This is a genomic window from Sporosarcina saromensis, from assembly GCF_054901285.1.
Genome location: NZ_CM142738.1, coordinates 1,088,071 through 1,101,793, shown reverse-complemented (window position 1 = coordinate 1,101,793; position 13,723 = coordinate 1,088,071). Strand labels below are relative to the sequence as shown.

Below are 13,723 nucleotides of genomic sequence, written 5' to 3'. Positions count from 1 at the left end.
TCATAAGTATGGTTCGTTTATTCCTCATTTCAACTTCATCAACACCACACTACCTCAAACACTTAAGCGCACGTTGCTAGAAAAATAAGATCTCTAAACTCTTTAACCAAGTAGTCTTCAACCACACTTTTATAAAATCGATTAACTGGGTAATTATAAACGATCTCTCGACTAATCCAGTAGTCAATCCGATCCACTGTCGTTCTATTAGTATACCGTCTTTTTACTTGTACACAAACAAACGATGGTTCTAGCTGTATCTATCGGTCCTTAAGCGGGTACAATACTAGAAAGGAGGCGATTCGTTGAGACGTTTTTATCTATTACTCGTGCTTGTGATCGGCGTCTATCTTGCAAAACCTCTATGGGAAGAACCTGTATCCAATTATATTGACCTGTCCTTCTTGGATTCGGTAGATGAAAAAATAGAATCCGTAATGGGGAAAGAATCCGTTACAACAACGATGAGTTCAATCCGCAACACTGTAAACCAAGTAGCACTTTACATCACATCAAAATCGTCTGAAGTGGAGCAACTCATCCCTGAGAAAGTGGATAAACCCGAATTGGATAAGCCCCAACAATCCGCTTTGTCAATCCACAACATTGAACTCGGCACACCAAAAACAACCGTCGAGGCTGAGCTGGGAGAGCCGAAAAATCATTCCTTGAACGAATACGGAACGGAATGGTTTACGTATCATAAAGATTACCAGAATTATGTCATGGTTTCATTTGATGACGCATGGAACGTAAATGCTATTTATACGAACGATGACCTCATCGCATCATCAGCAGGTATTCAGTACGGTTCTTCGAAAGAGGATGTCCGAAAAGCTTACGGTACGCCACTGACAGAGATGCGCAAAGGCTTGAATGTATATGTGCTTCAGGAAAATGAAGGGATGGACCTCTTTAAAACAGGTGATCATTATACGTATGTCTTTTACGATGTCCATCAGAATTATACGGTGACGGCAGTCCAAATGATTACAACCTCACTCGAGCAGCGTAAGAAAGAGATGTACGCAGACGGCGATGTTTCTTTGCGCAATGGTTTCGAGCAGCAACTTTTCGATTTAACAAACGCAGCCCGCGTTCGCCACGGTCGTTCCATTTTGCGATGGGATGATGCGATTTCTGAAACCGCCCGCAAGCACAGCTTGGACATGGCGGACAATGATTACTTTAGTCATGATAACTTGGAGGGGCAGTCGCCTTTTGACCGTATGAAAGCAGATGATATTGCATTTAAACGGGCTGGGGAGAATTTGGCGTATGGGCAGTCGAGTAGCATATTTGCGCATGAGGGGTTAATGAATTCAAAAGGCCATCGGGATAATATTCTCATTGAGGAATATAGCCATCTCGGGATTGGCGTTGCGTTTAATGAGAAATCGCAACCTTATTATACGGAGAATTTCTTTTCAAAATAAAACGGCCCGCAACTGTATGCGTGCCGTTTTTATTCATTGTGTAATGGTTGCACAGGCTACACGATCACCTGAATCCCCTGCCGGATCGGTTTTATAATCGTCCTCTTTCTCATGGATGACGATTGCTGTTCCGCCTTCCTTCAGAAGGGAGTTTTCCATCCCCGGTTTTAACGTCACTTTCGGCGATATCAGTTGGCGAGATACTTTACCTTGTTCGTTGACTTCAATATTTGGCAAATCCCCTAGATGAAAGCCTTTCGGATTATCAAAGCCATGTTCTTTTCCCGTTGGATTAAAATGCCCACCGGCAGATTTAAAATCCGGAGCTGTACAGATGCCTGTTTCATGAATATGGATGCCGTGAACGCCCGGTGACAAATCTTCTGCTTCCACATGAATTGCGACGCCATCAGCCTCTTGCACTAACGACACTTCGCCAATTGTCACACCTTCCGTATTTATAAGCGGTGATACGATGGCTTTCATTTGCTCACCACTGACTGGCACTTTTTTGTCTGACTTTACACACCCTGCACTCACAAGTAAGGTGCTAATCGCTAGAAGTGTAATGACCTTCTTATTCATACTGCATACCTCCTCAATTTTCACTCTTGCCAAGTCTGCCCTTTGCGAGCGCTTTTATGAGTGGAAACTTTTTCTAAAGCATGACGTCTCAATGAAGAGGAGGGGTTTGATTGGGCATACACACTTTGTTCTTATTAATTGCAAGTTGTATTGTTGGCGGTCAAATACTAACACTAATCTTCATATGGAAAAATCGTTTTCGATACGCAAATCGATTCATTGTTTACCCATTAGGTATCCTACCCGTTCTGCTCGCTTTTTTACTGGGATTGCTGAATGGAACAGTCATTGACGAACTTAATCTCAATGGTGATTCACGTCTGTTTTATCTTGACCTGTTAATGCTTGCGCTAGGTCTAGCCACACTGTGGAGTAGTTTTTCAATTGCCGCTAGAATAAAGGCCAATGACGAAGAAAAACGCTATTCATCGATGCAATGAACAGCGTTTTTCATTTAAATTAAGAGAGTACGAGCTTTTCCAGATCAAGTGGGCTGATGTAAGTGCCATCTTTATATACACGCATATTCCCACCGGAAATTTCATCAATCAGCATAACATTGCCTTCTGCGTCACGACCAAACTCCAGTTTAATATCGTATAACTCAAGACCTTTCGCAGCAAGCTCGTCTTTTACAACGGTTGAAATCCGCTTTGTCATCGGTTCAAGAATGGCGTATTCTTCTTCCGTTAAGATGTTCAGTTGTGCCAATGCTTCTTTTGTAATCGGTGGGTCATTACGGTCATCGTCTTTAATAGTCACTTCAACAAACGCATCCAAAGGCTGTCCCTCTTTACAATAAGCACCATAGCGTCGCAAGAAACTCCCAACCGCCCGGAAACGGCAAATGACTTCTAGCCCTTTCCCGAATACAGTTGCAGGCTTCACCGACATCGTCGCTCGTTCGATATCGGCAGCTATGTAGTGTGTCGGGATTTGTTGTTCCGCCAACTTTTCAAAAAAGAACTTCGTCATGCGTAAACCCGATCGTCCCGCCCCTTCGATCGTCAATCCGACAGTATTCGCCCCCGGATCAAATACGCCATCTTCCCCTGTTACATCATCTTTGAATGTCAATAAAACATTGCCATCTTCCAATTTATAAACGTCTTTCGTCTTTCCTTTATAAACAAGTTCCATGCCCACGTTTCCTTTCTATTCGAAAATGTAGTGCTACACTTAGTATATAGTAGTTTCAGACGTAGAAAAAGGGAAAACTCTGTTTTTAAGCAACAAAATACGAACGTTGCGGATTAAAAGGTGAATCGTGTACGTGTTCTGCATGAGACGATATAGACAAGAACAGACTAGTAGAAAAGGCTTTTAATCAAACACCATACAAAATTAACTTACATTAGCAACCGAACATTAGCAGTGAAAAACGATCTTATCATACATGTTTTTAATTGAATACGTGTAAATTATTTAAAATGAATTGTTTGCGTACTCGGTGTTTATGCTTGTCGATAGTATTCCATTTTTAGGGTTTCAACTTGTCAGGATTGTGAGAACGGGTGTATAATAGCTCGATAGAATCTATGCACAGAGCGAAAGCGAGTGAATGAAATGGGTCGTAAATGGAACAACATTAAAGACAAAAAAGCTTCGAAGGATGCAAATACGAGTCGTATATATGCAAAGTTCGGACGTGAACTATATGTAGCTGCTAAGCAAGGTGAGCCGGATCCCGAGTTGAACCAAACGTTGAAAATGGTCGTGGAACGTGCGAAAACCTATAACGTACCAAGAACAATTATTGACCGTGCGATTGAGAAAGCAAAAGGCGGCGCAGAAGAAAACTACGACGAACTACGTTACGAAGGCTTCGGTCCGAACGGGTCAATGGTAATCGTGGATGCGCTAACAAATAACGTGAACCGAACAGCATCCGAGGTACGTGCAGCATTCGGTAAGAACGGCGGAAACATGGGTGTGAGTGGATCGGTCGCTTACATGTTTGACGCGACAGCTGTATTCGGATTAGAAGGCAAGTCCGCTGACGAATTATTGGAATTGCTTATGGAAGAAGACATTGAAGTCCGTGATATTCTAGAAGAAGAGGAAACAGTCATCATCTATGCAGAACCAGACCAATTCCACGCGGTCCAAGAAGCACTGAAGAACGCCGGCATCACTGAATTCTCTGTTGCCGAACTGACGATGCTTGCGCAAAACGATATCGCACTAGATGCAGACGCACAAGCACAATTCGAAAAGATGATCGATGCGCTGGAAGACTTGGAAGACGTTCAACAAGTGTATCATAACGTTGATTTAGGGGAATAAATTGCTGAAACCGCCATTGAGTTGGCGGTTTTTTTATGTGGATTTTTATGTTGTGATGTGAAACGGTTACGTTGCGAGGGCTTTATTTTGTGTTACGATGTGAGCGTTGCGATGCGAGGGCTTTATGTTGTGATACGAAGCGATTACGTTGCGATTCGACGACTTTATGTTGTGTTAAGACGCGAGCATTGCGATGCGAGGGCTTTATGTTGTGATACGAAGCGATTACGTTGTGATACGACAGCTTTATGTTGTGTTACGACGCGAGCGTTGCGATGCGAGGGCTTTATGTTGTGATACGACGCGAGCGTTGTGATGCGAGGGCTTTATGTTGTGATACGGAGCGATTACGTTGTGATACGACGACTTTATGTTGTGTTACGACGCGAGCATTGCGATGCGAGAGCTTTATGTTGTGATACGAAGCGATTACGTTGCGATACGACTGCTTTATGTTGTGTTACAACGCGAGCATTGCGACAGCTTTATATTACGATACAATGTGCAGAGTTTATTCCCATACTACATTGCATCCCATCGCCATACGAAAACTCCACATAAGAAAAGGAGCTCCCCGTATAGAAGCCCCCTCACTAAAAATTATTGAAATAACTTCGGTATATCATTAATTAACGTATAAATACTCATATACCCCATCGCCACAACGACAATTAACCCAAAAATCGTCATCCAAAGCGGATGCTTGTAATCGCCGACAATCTTGACGCGATACGCAGCAATTAATATGATGCCAAGAGCCAACGGTAAAATAAGACCATTCAACGATCCGACCAAAATCAAGATTTTAACCGGTCTGCCCACGATGATAAACACAGCAGTGGAGATCGCGATGAACGCCATTATAATCCACTTATAATACTTTTCCAACTTTGGATGGAACGTGCGAATGAACGAAACGGACGTATAAGCGCATCCAACAACTGAAGTAATTGCAGCGGACCACATAACGACACCAAAGATCTTATAGCCGACATTACCCGCAGCTAACTGAAAGACGGATGCTGGTGGATTGGCTGGATCAAGCGCCAATCCTTGACTTACAACACCGAGCGTCGCTAAAAATAGTAGCACGCGCATGAGAGATGCGACAAGTATGGCAAAAACTGAACTGCGTGTCACGTCGCCAAGTGCTTCTTTCCCTTTCACCCCTGCGTCAATCAATCGATGCCCGCCAGCAAACGTTATGTATCCACCAACAGTTCCACCGACTAACGTTACGATCGCTATCAAACTAATTTCCGTCGGAACGAAAGTCCGTGTCACCGCTTCCCCGATTGGCGGAACAGCCGTGAACATGACGAACAGCGTTAAGCCGATCATGACAAATCCTAAAATTTGTACGAATCGGTCCATAATCTTACCCGCCTCACGGACGATAAAAATCCCGATGGCCAGCAAACCACTTAATAGACCACCGACTTCCGGCGACATGCCGAAAAGGACATTCGTTCCTAAACCTGCCCCACCGATGTTCCCTATATTAAACGCAAGTCCGCCTGCTACGACGAGTGCCGCAAGCAAGAACCCTAAACCCGGAAACACATCGTTTGCAATATCTTGTGCCCGCTTCTCGGAAACGGCGATAATCCGCCACACGTTCATTTGTGCTCCAATATCAATAATGATGGATACTAGAATAACAAATCCAAAGCTCGCAAGTAATGTCTCCGTAAAAAACGTCGTTTGTGTCAAAAAGCCCGGCCCAATCGCAGAAGTTGCCATTAGAAACGCCGCGCCTAACAGTACCCCTCTATTTGATTTCTGAATCGTATTCCCTTTCCCCATGTGAACACACCCCATTCCATTTATAGAAAACTAGCGATTTTCTTAATCTCAATTCCTTCCTGTTGCAACGCGCCCGGAATTTTTCTCGCAAATTCAAGGGCTGTTTTTCCATCTCCATGAATACAAATTGTATCAGCTTTAATACTGACATCCGTTCCGTCTGTTGCCGTCACTTTCCCCTCTTTCACCATCTTCACAATTTGACGAATGGCCACTTCATGATCAGTAATTAATGCATTCGGCTCCCTCCTGGACGTCAACATGCCGTCCGGTTGGTACGTCCTGTCTGAAAACACTTCACTCGCAGTCTTCAAGCCAATCCGCTCACCCGCTTTCACTAGCTCACTGCCCGCCAAACCAAAAAGGATTAGCTCCGGATTCACTTTGTACACAGCTTCTGCAATCGCTTCAGACAAACGCGCATCTTTCGCTGCCATATTGTAAAGCGCACCGTGTGGCTTCACGTGTTGCAAACGCCCCCCTTCCGCCTGAACAAAAGCAGATAATGCACCAATTTGATAGACAACGAGGTCAAACGCCTCCATTGCACTAATAGCCATTTCTCTGCGACCGAATCCACTTAAATCCTGCAACCCCGGATGGACACCAATGCCGACATTCTTCTCCAGCGCCATTCGAACCGTTTTCCGCATCGTCGTTGGGTCACCAGCATGAAACCCACATGCAATATTGGCAGAAGAAATCGTCTGTAAAATCGCTTCATCGTTGCCCATCGTATAGGCACCAAAACTTTCGCCCATATCACAATTCAAATCAACTGTTAAAGCCATATTTTCCACTCCTATCTCCATACATGTAAAATAACCTCTCAACCTTGAACACCTTACACGCTTAGCGGAATTTATTTTCAATCGCAGCACGAAGCGCTTTCAAGCTCATTTCTTGCATCGCGACAAGCAGTTGTGATTGTTCAATTGTCACTTCCGTAAAGGTTAGCTGATCGCCAGCTTTCGCCTGCGCCAATTTCGTAAAATTGACCGAAGCAATCTGCCCAATTTTCGGGTAGCCACCTGTCGTTTGCTTGTCTGCAGCTAAAATAATTGGATTGCCATCCGACGGCACTTGAATAGATCCATATGTCACCGCTTCGGAAACTAATTCTGCAGAAACTTTCAACGTCAATGTCGGACCACTCATTCGGTAGCCCATCCTGTCAGACTGCGAGCTCACTGTGAAAGGTTCCTGCCAAAATCGTTGCTGGCTCTCTTCCGTAAACAAGTCGTATTGCCGCCCCCGCATGACTCGAATCTCATAGTGTTTTGAGAGATTTGGTAAGAGCTTTGAGGCGATTTTCCAGTCCGTTGAACGAAAAGGTAGCGATACTTCTGAAGTTTGAAGGCGTTTATAGACGAAAGCTCCAATACCAAGCGGTTTTCCCGTCGCAAGCTTATCAGCCTTTTTCAAAGCTCTTCCCTCATATCCACCAATTCGTGCTTTCAAATATGTCGTGCGACTATTTAGCACGTCCGGCACATCGAATCCACCTGCTACCGCCAAATACGCACGACTACCAGCAAGCGCAGCACCAAACTTTACAACGCTTCCTTTTTGGACAAAGACCGGTTTCCACATCGGCACACGCTCGCCATCGATCGATGGTTGTAAATCCCCTCCACAAATTGCAATGACGAGGTCTTGTTCCATTAACAAATGTGGACCGACTAGCGTCATTTCCAAAGTAGCCATGTGCTCTTCATTTCCAACGAGAAGGTTTGCTATTCGATGAGAGTAAGGATCCATGACACCTCCTACGATGACGCCAAATTTCTGATAACCATACCTTCCTAAATCTTGAATCGTATCTTGAAGACCTGCTTTCATGACGGTAATCATTCAAAGTCACCTCTCAACGCTTCGTATTCCTCCTGTGTAATCTCATAAAACTGAATTGTATCTCCTGCCGACAATAAACTCGGCGGATCTTCAGTTGGCAAAAATAACTCGATTGGTGTCCTACCAATAAGTTGCCATCCACCTGGCGAGTCGATAGGATAGACACCCGTCTGCATACCAGCAATTCCGACCGTACGAGCAGGAATATGTAAACGCGGGGACTGCCGCCTTGGTGCCGCAATCTTTTCAGACATGCCGCCAATGAAAGGAAAACCTGGCGCAAAACCAATCATATGAACGGTATACGTCCCCGATGTATGAATGCGAATAACTTCCTCGGGCGTCAATCCATTATGTTCCGCAACGAAAGCAAGGTCCGGTCCATGCACTCCACCGTATACGACAGGAATCCGAACAACTTTCTGCTCGCACATCGACACTTCTTTCACTTCATTCATCAATCCCTGTATACGCTTACAAATGAAATCATACGGACGGTTCTCTTTCAACCTATCAACCTTATAAATTACAGTAACGGTCGTATAAGCAGGAATGTACTCGACCATCCAAGACGGCTTCAATTCCTCCAAAGTCACGACAATCGCATTCACTTTTTTCTCGGTTGCTGGACTGATTTCCGTCCCTACTTCAATGACGACTGCTTCGTCACCTAACGGGCTCAAGTTGTACTTCATGCTGCTCACACGCTCCCACCACAGAAGATCTTTTTACACGTACTGATTATTCTACATTATTCTACATATTTCGCAAACTAGTATTTACAAATAGTATAAAAATTAGGTTATTATCTGGTGATTTGATAGGTGACTAGAATTTCTACGATTATAGCACGTCTGAATGACGCGAGCTTTGCGATGCGAAGCCTTTGTATTGTGTTGCGATGCGAGCCCTTTGTATTGTGATGCGATGCGGTTGCGTTGTGTTACGGCACGAGCTTTGCGATGCGAAGCCTTTGTATTGTGTTGCGAAACGGTTGCGTTGTGATGCGACGCGGTTACGATGTGATGCGAACCGAGCTTTGCAACGCAAGAATTTCGCTATGTGCAGCCTATCCAGTTATAAAAAAGCTTTCCGAAAACGCGAATTCTCTATGTTCCCTTCGAATGAATGACCTACTGTTGCATAAACTACTAAGGAATGACTATGTGTTCCATTAGTAAAAATGCTTCAATTTAAAACTTTCTGTAATTACATCTATATATACTTACTAAGTTGCAGTACAATCAAGCTAAAGGATGAAAGGATGTGAGCTAGTAATGAAGCAGCAAAATCTAATCAAGCGAGCTTTCTTAGCAGTTTCCATTGCTTTGATTGCTTTATTTCCGGTCGCACATGAAGGAACTTTTTCCTCTGTCGCCGCATCCGGGGAAACAACTCCCGTTACATCCATTGAATCGACATCACTAGAAAGCAAGTTACAAGCCATTTTGTCGAACCCTAAGCTTCAAGGAGGCATCACAGGAGTGAGTGTACGAAAAGCGGATACGAATGAGACCATTTTTTCTCATTTCAGTGATATCCGCCTCCGTCCCGCTTCCAATATGAAGTTGCTAACGGGTACGACGGCAATGGACATTTTAGGCCCTGATTATCGTTTTACGACTGAACTGTTGACGGACGGGCAAGTGAAAGGCAAAATGCTTCACGGCAATTTATTCATTAGAGGGAAAGGCGATCCCACTCTCTTAAAAGAAGACTTGGATCAATTTGCAAAAGACTTGAAGGCAAAAGGTATTACGAGAATTAATGGAGATTTACTAGCAGATGATAGTTGGTATGATGATGTTCGTTATTCACAAGACCTAAACTGGTCTGATGAACACAATTATGTCGGTGCGCAAGTGTCCGCTTTGACAATTTCTCCAAATGCGGACTATGACGCTGGTACAGTTATTGTGGAAGTGAATGCTGGCAATAAAGCGGGAGACCTTCCAAAGGTAACCGTTACGCCAGAAACTAGATACGTTGAAATTGTCAATCGCGCTTCGACAACGGCAAAAGGTACAACAAAAAACATTTCCATTGAACGTGAACATGGGACAAATCGAATTTTCATCGATGGAAACATGCCACTTGAAGGAACGAGATCGCGTTCTTGGACAGCTGTGTGGGAGCCGACTGGACTTGTTCTCGATGTATTCAAAAAATCGTTGGAAGCACATGGCATCCTATTTGTCGGTAAGCACCGGATGGAAACCGGATTGACCCCTTCTAACGCCACTGTGCTCGCAGAAAAACAATCCATGCCACTTGAAGAGCTCTTCATTCCATTTATGAAGCTCAGCAATAACGGACACGCGGAAACATTGGTAAAGGAAATGGGGAAAGTGCAGCAAGGAAAAGGTACATGGGATGCAGGACTTGCAGTGATGAAAGCGAAGCTACAGGAATTCGGTGTGAATACGAATACAATTGTACTGCGCGACGGCTCGGGCATGTCCCATAAAAATCTTGTTTCGGCGGATGAACTGACTACGCTACTTTATACTATACAAGACAAAAGCTGGTTCCCTGCATTCGAGGCATCTTTACCGATTGCTGGTGCGCCTGATCGAATGGTAGGTGGAACCCTTCGTAACCGAATGGGCAAAGGATTAACGGCTGGTAACGTCAAAGCGAAAACCGGTTCAATAACAGGTGTCTCCACACTTTCCGGTTATGTCACTTCGAAAGACGGAACGGAATTAATTTTCTCTATTATGATAAATAATTACGTGACGGGTCCCGTAACACCGATTGAAGATGCCATTGCAACAGTACTTGCAGAGCATGAATTTTAATGAATTTTTTAGATAATTAGTTGATTCATTCCTAATCGCGTGAAATTCGAGGAGAACGATCCTTGAATTTCACGCTTTTTTAATTGGACGAGTCTCTCATCAAAATAAAGGATTTACGCATTACACTAGCGAAAGAAGAGAGAACGAATATCTTTAGAAAGTAGGGATACTATTAATGATCGAACAACGTCAGAAAGCAGAAACATTTCTCCAAACAAAGGCTAGACCTTTAGAAAAGGCTCTTTATGCATATGAATTTGAGAATGGTGACACAAAGCAGGTATTAGATGCATTAATGACTTATCAAAATGAAGACGGTGGTTTTGGAAACGGATTGGAGCCTGACTTCAGATGCAAGGCTTCTTCTGCGCTAGCAACAACAATCGGGTTACAACATTTGATTCGCATTGGAGCAGATGATTCGGAACCAATGGTGCAAAGTGCAATCCACTATCTGTTGCATACTTTCGATGAAGAAAAGATGGGATGGGAGATCATCCCAGAGGAAGTGGAATCTGCGCCACGGGCGATTTGGTGGAATTACGGTGGAGATTGGCCATGGGGAAATCCTAGTGCCGAGATAACTGGCTTACTCCATCATTACAAAGGGCTTGTGCCTGCCGATTTCTTAGAAACATTGACAGCTCATACAATTACCTACGTGCAGCAATTGAACACGAACGACCATCATGAATTACAATGCCTGGTCAAATTACTAAAAGAATTACCTGCTGATGAAGCTGGGAAGATTTCCGATAATGTGCGTCATATTGCCCGAAACAGCGTGACGACTGATCCCGAAAAATGGCATGGCTATTGCTTACTTCCTCTCCAAATCGTATCGATCAAAGAATCGTTTTTGTATGAAGAATTTAAAGACGTCATACCATCCAATATTCAGCATCTGCTAGATACGCAAACGGAAGATTGGAGTTGGAAACCGACGTGGGCGTGGGGACAATTTGAAGAGGAATGGGAAAAAGCGAAGCAAGAATGGAGCGGCGTATTGACGCTAGAAAATTTGAGAATTCTTCAGGCCTACGAAAAAGGAGCAATATAGGTGAAGAGATGAATCCATACGTACAGGCAACATTTAATCAAATCTCCATTTCAATTCAATCAATTGCCGACCTATTGGACGAACTGGAGCCAGGGGATTTAAATGCCCAACCAACAGCGGATAAACTTTCCATTGGGCAGTTATTCACTCATATGGCGTTGATCTGCAAGGCGGACCTACTAATTGCGAACGAAGCGTCCGAAGAAGAAATGAGTAACTTTTATGCATCCAACCATTTTACAGCTATTGATGACATAAAAGAAGCATTGTTATCGAATTTCTCGTTATTAAAAACTCGCTACATGAATTATACGGAAGATGAATTAATGCAAAAAACAACTTCCTACTGGGGAGTGTCCTATACAAGGTATGAATGGTTGCTAGAGATTTCTTCTCACCTCTACCATCATCGCGGGCAGTTACATGCTTTGCTTGTGCATTGTTTAGGAAAAAATCCGCAAATACGATTATTTGAATGAACGTAGCGTTTTGCATAAGGTAACTTGTCATCGGTCGATTCCGTGGCAAGTTTTTTTATGGGAAACCGTTACCGATTTATTTCGTTTGCGTCTAAATGGTTGAGAAAGGGGGATGAAAGCGTGACGAATCGTGAGCAATGGTTTCATAATCATTTCAATCAAATTTACAGCTATATTTTACTACTCGTCAATGACGCTCACACTGCCGAAGACTTAACACAAGAAACGTTTTTGAAGGCGATGAAACTTGAGCAAACGTTCAAAGGGCAATCTTCCGTAAAAACATGGCTTTTTGGAATTGCCTATACGACGACAATTAGCTATTTCCGAAAGAAACAACCCCTCACGCACTTCCTAGATACTGCACTTTTACGGTCGAAGCATGATTTATCGCCAGAAGAAACGACACTGTTGAATGCTCAGCAAAAAGAATTTTATGCAGCGCTCCAGCGGTTAAAACCGAGTTACCAACAAGTAATTGTGTTGCGCAAAATCCAGGAGTTTTCGACCTTAGAAACAGCAACTATCTTAGCGTGGACGGAAGGCAAAGTGAAAATGAGTCTATCACGTGCACTAGTCGCTTTTAAGAAAGAATTGGAAAAAGGAGGTTTTACGAATGAAACTCTATTCAGAAGATGAGGTAACGAGGGAATTAAAGTCACTAAACGAAGCATTTCAACCTTCAACAAGCCAAAAAGAAAGTGCTTATCGAGCAATCTTCAAACAGACCGTCAAAAAAAGAGCTTTTCGGAGACAACGATTGCTGCCAGTTATTTTAACTCTCATCCTATTCTTCACGGTCGGCACAGGAATGGTTACCTTGATAACAAGCGAATATGGGAATAATCCTACACGTACGTTGTCCGAAAAAAATCGCATTGATGTCACTTCTGCTTGGAATGGTGTCATTTTAACCCAGTCCAGTCAAACGAGTCCTACAAACTACATCATTACTTTCTATGACGAACAAATTATAATTCAAGATGACTATGGTAGTTTCATCGGATTTAACCCCGATGGCCAAATTAAGGATCCTTACAAAGGTTTCGCAATAAAAGATACCGCTTTAGACGCAGGCAAATACGCAAACTACACAGTTTTACAAGAAGACGATCAGTATACGATTACCGTCACTGGAAAGGAAACATTTACGTATACATTAACGAAAACTGCTCCACGAAAATTCGTCGGCTCAGATGGAGTTGAATATTCGTCAAGAAATTATATCGAATAAATAATTCAAGCGTGCCGCTATGCCAGCGCTACGATAAAGCAGCACGCTTATTAAAATAACAGAGTTTCATTGTTTATCCCACATTCATTTCCAACCGCTATCGTTCGCTACATTTGGATAAAGACCACTTCTTTCCAATAAACGGTACCGCTTAGCAAGCGACTATTACGATCCCATCTAGT

General features: G+C 43.4%; 14 protein-coding genes. 8 read left to right on the top strand and 6 right to left on the bottom strand.

Annotation, left to right across the window (positions count from 1 at the left end; all coding sequences use genetic code 11):
- Nucleotides 1-305: 305 nt before the first annotated feature.
- A complete protein-coding gene (locus ACVHUV_RS05460) occupies nt 306-1,436 on the top strand; it encodes a CAP domain-containing protein (RefSeq protein WP_371391655.1) in 1,131 nt (376 codons plus the stop codon).
- 33 nt (nt 1,437-1,469) lie between these two features.
- Here ACVHUV_RS05460 and ACVHUV_RS05455 read toward each other — a convergent pair whose 3' ends face one another.
- Complete coding sequence (locus ACVHUV_RS05455; protein WP_371391656.1) at nt 1,470-2,021, bottom strand: superoxide dismutase family protein; 552 nt, start codon at nt 2,019-2,021, stop codon at nt 1,470-1,472.
- A gap of 110 nt (nt 2,022-2,131) precedes the next feature.
- On the opposite strand from ACVHUV_RS05455, the gene ACVHUV_RS05450 reads away from it, so the two are divergent.
- The gene (locus ACVHUV_RS05450) at nt 2,132-2,461 is read left to right on the top strand and encodes a hypothetical protein (protein ID WP_462086357.1); all 330 of its coding nucleotides are present in this window, start codon (nt 2,132-2,134) and stop codon (nt 2,459-2,461) included.
- Nucleotides 2,462-2,480: 19 nt separating this feature from the next.
- Here ACVHUV_RS05450 and ACVHUV_RS05445 read toward each other — a convergent pair whose 3' ends face one another.
- Complete coding sequence (locus ACVHUV_RS05445; protein ID WP_462086356.1) at nt 2,481-3,161, bottom strand: phosphoribosylaminoimidazolesuccinocarboxamide synthase; 681 nt, start codon at nt 3,159-3,161, stop codon at nt 2,481-2,483.
- A gap of 426 nt (nt 3,162-3,587) precedes the next feature.
- On the opposite strand from ACVHUV_RS05445, the gene ACVHUV_RS05440 reads away from it, so the two are divergent.
- Nucleotides 3,588-4,307, top strand: a complete 720-nt coding sequence (locus ACVHUV_RS05440; protein WP_317945197.1) for a YebC/PmpR family DNA-binding transcriptional regulator — start codon at nt 3,588-3,590, stop codon at nt 4,305-4,307.
- A gap of 600 nt (nt 4,308-4,907) precedes the next feature.
- Here ACVHUV_RS05440 and ACVHUV_RS05435 read toward each other — a convergent pair.
- From ACVHUV_RS05435 to pxpB, 4 genes are all read right to left on the bottom strand, one after another.
- The gene (locus ACVHUV_RS05435) at nt 4,908-6,113 is read right to left on the bottom strand and encodes an NRAMP family divalent metal transporter (protein ID WP_462086355.1); all 1,206 of its coding nucleotides are present in this window, start codon (nt 6,111-6,113) and stop codon (nt 4,908-4,910) included.
- Between the two features lie 20 nt (nt 6,114-6,133).
- On the bottom strand, nt 6,134-6,904 hold the full coding sequence (locus ACVHUV_RS05430) for a LamB/YcsF family protein (protein ID WP_462086354.1): 771 nt from the start codon (nt 6,902-6,904) through the stop codon (nt 6,134-6,136).
- Between the two features lie 61 nt (nt 6,905-6,965).
- Nucleotides 6,966-7,967 carry a 5-oxoprolinase subunit C family protein gene (locus ACVHUV_RS05425; RefSeq protein WP_317946852.1) on the bottom strand — a complete coding sequence of 334 codons (1,002 nt, stop codon included), beginning with the start codon at nt 7,965-7,967 and terminating at the stop codon, nt 6,966-6,968.
- Entirely contained in the window at nt 7,964-8,662 is a 699-nt protein-coding gene (pxpB, locus tag ACVHUV_RS05420) for a 5-oxoprolinase subunit PxpB (RefSeq protein WP_462086866.1), read from the bottom strand. The genes ACVHUV_RS05425 and pxpB overlap by 4 nt, the downstream gene beginning before the upstream one ends.
- Nucleotides 8,663-9,244: 582 nt before the next feature.
- Here pxpB and dacB point away from each other — a divergent pair.
- From dacB to ACVHUV_RS05395, 5 genes are all read left to right on the top strand, one after another.
- Nucleotides 9,245-10,768 carry a D-alanyl-D-alanine carboxypeptidase/D-alanyl-D-alanine endopeptidase gene (gene dacB, locus ACVHUV_RS05415; RefSeq protein ID WP_462086353.1) on the top strand — a complete coding sequence of 508 codons (1,524 nt, stop codon included), beginning with the start codon at nt 9,245-9,247 and terminating at the stop codon, nt 10,766-10,768.
- Between the two features lie 175 nt (nt 10,769-10,943).
- Nucleotides 10,944-11,828, top strand: a complete 885-nt coding sequence (locus tag ACVHUV_RS05410; RefSeq protein ID WP_462086352.1) for a hypothetical protein — start codon at nt 10,944-10,946, stop codon at nt 11,826-11,828.
- An 8-nt stretch (nt 11,829-11,836) separates the two neighbouring features.
- Nucleotides 11,837-12,307, top strand: a complete 471-nt coding sequence (locus ACVHUV_RS05405) for a DinB family protein (RefSeq protein WP_462086351.1) — start codon at nt 11,837-11,839, stop codon at nt 12,305-12,307.
- 120 nt (nt 12,308-12,427) lie between these two features.
- The gene (locus ACVHUV_RS05400; RefSeq protein WP_462086350.1) at nt 12,428-12,946 is read left to right on the top strand and encodes an RNA polymerase sigma factor; all 519 of its coding nucleotides are present in this window, start codon (nt 12,428-12,430) and stop codon (nt 12,944-12,946) included.
- Nucleotides 12,924-13,541, top strand: a complete 618-nt coding sequence (locus ACVHUV_RS05395; protein WP_462086349.1) for a hypothetical protein — start codon at nt 12,924-12,926, stop codon at nt 13,539-13,541. The genes ACVHUV_RS05400 and ACVHUV_RS05395 overlap by 23 nt, the downstream gene beginning before the upstream one ends.
- Nucleotides 13,542-13,723: the final 182 nt, after the last annotated feature.

Excerpts from the sequence above, each read along its gene's own strand:
- ACVHUV_RS05455 (WP_371391656.1), bottom strand. The coding sequence starts at position 2,021 with ATGAATAAGAAGGTCATTACACTTCTAGCGATTAGCACCTTACTTGTG.
- ACVHUV_RS05445 (WP_462086356.1), bottom strand. The coding sequence starts at position 3,161 with ATGGAACTTGTTTATAAAGGAAAGACGAAAGACGTTTATAAATTGGAA.
- ACVHUV_RS05440 (WP_317945197.1), top strand. The coding sequence starts at position 3,588 with ATGGGTCGTAAATGGAACAACATTAAAGACAAAAAAGCTTCGAAGGAT.
- ACVHUV_RS05435 (WP_462086355.1), bottom strand. The coding sequence starts at position 6,113 with ATGGGGAAAGGGAATACGATTCAGAAATCAAATAGAGGGGTACTGTTA.
- ACVHUV_RS05430 (WP_462086354.1), bottom strand. The coding sequence starts at position 6,904 with ATGGCTTTAACAGTTGATTTGAATTGTGATATGGGCGAAAGTTTTGGT.
- ACVHUV_RS05425 (WP_317946852.1), bottom strand. The coding sequence starts at position 7,967 with ATGATTACCGTCATGAAAGCAGGTCTTCAAGATACGATTCAAGATTTA.
- pxpB (WP_462086866.1), bottom strand. The coding sequence starts at position 8,662 with ATGAAGTACAACTTGAGCCCGTTAGGTGACGAAGCAGTCGTCATTGAA.
- dacB (WP_462086353.1), top strand. The coding sequence starts at position 9,245 with ATGAAGCAGCAAAATCTAATCAAGCGAGCTTTCTTAGCAGTTTCCATT.
- ACVHUV_RS05410 (WP_462086352.1), top strand. The coding sequence starts at position 10,944 with ATGATCGAACAACGTCAGAAAGCAGAAACATTTCTCCAAACAAAGGCT.
- ACVHUV_RS05405 (WP_462086351.1), top strand. The coding sequence starts at position 11,837 with ATGAATCCATACGTACAGGCAACATTTAATCAAATCTCCATTTCAATT.
- ACVHUV_RS05395 (WP_462086349.1), top strand. The coding sequence starts at position 12,924 with ATGAAACTCTATTCAGAAGATGAGGTAACGAGGGAATTAAAGTCACTA.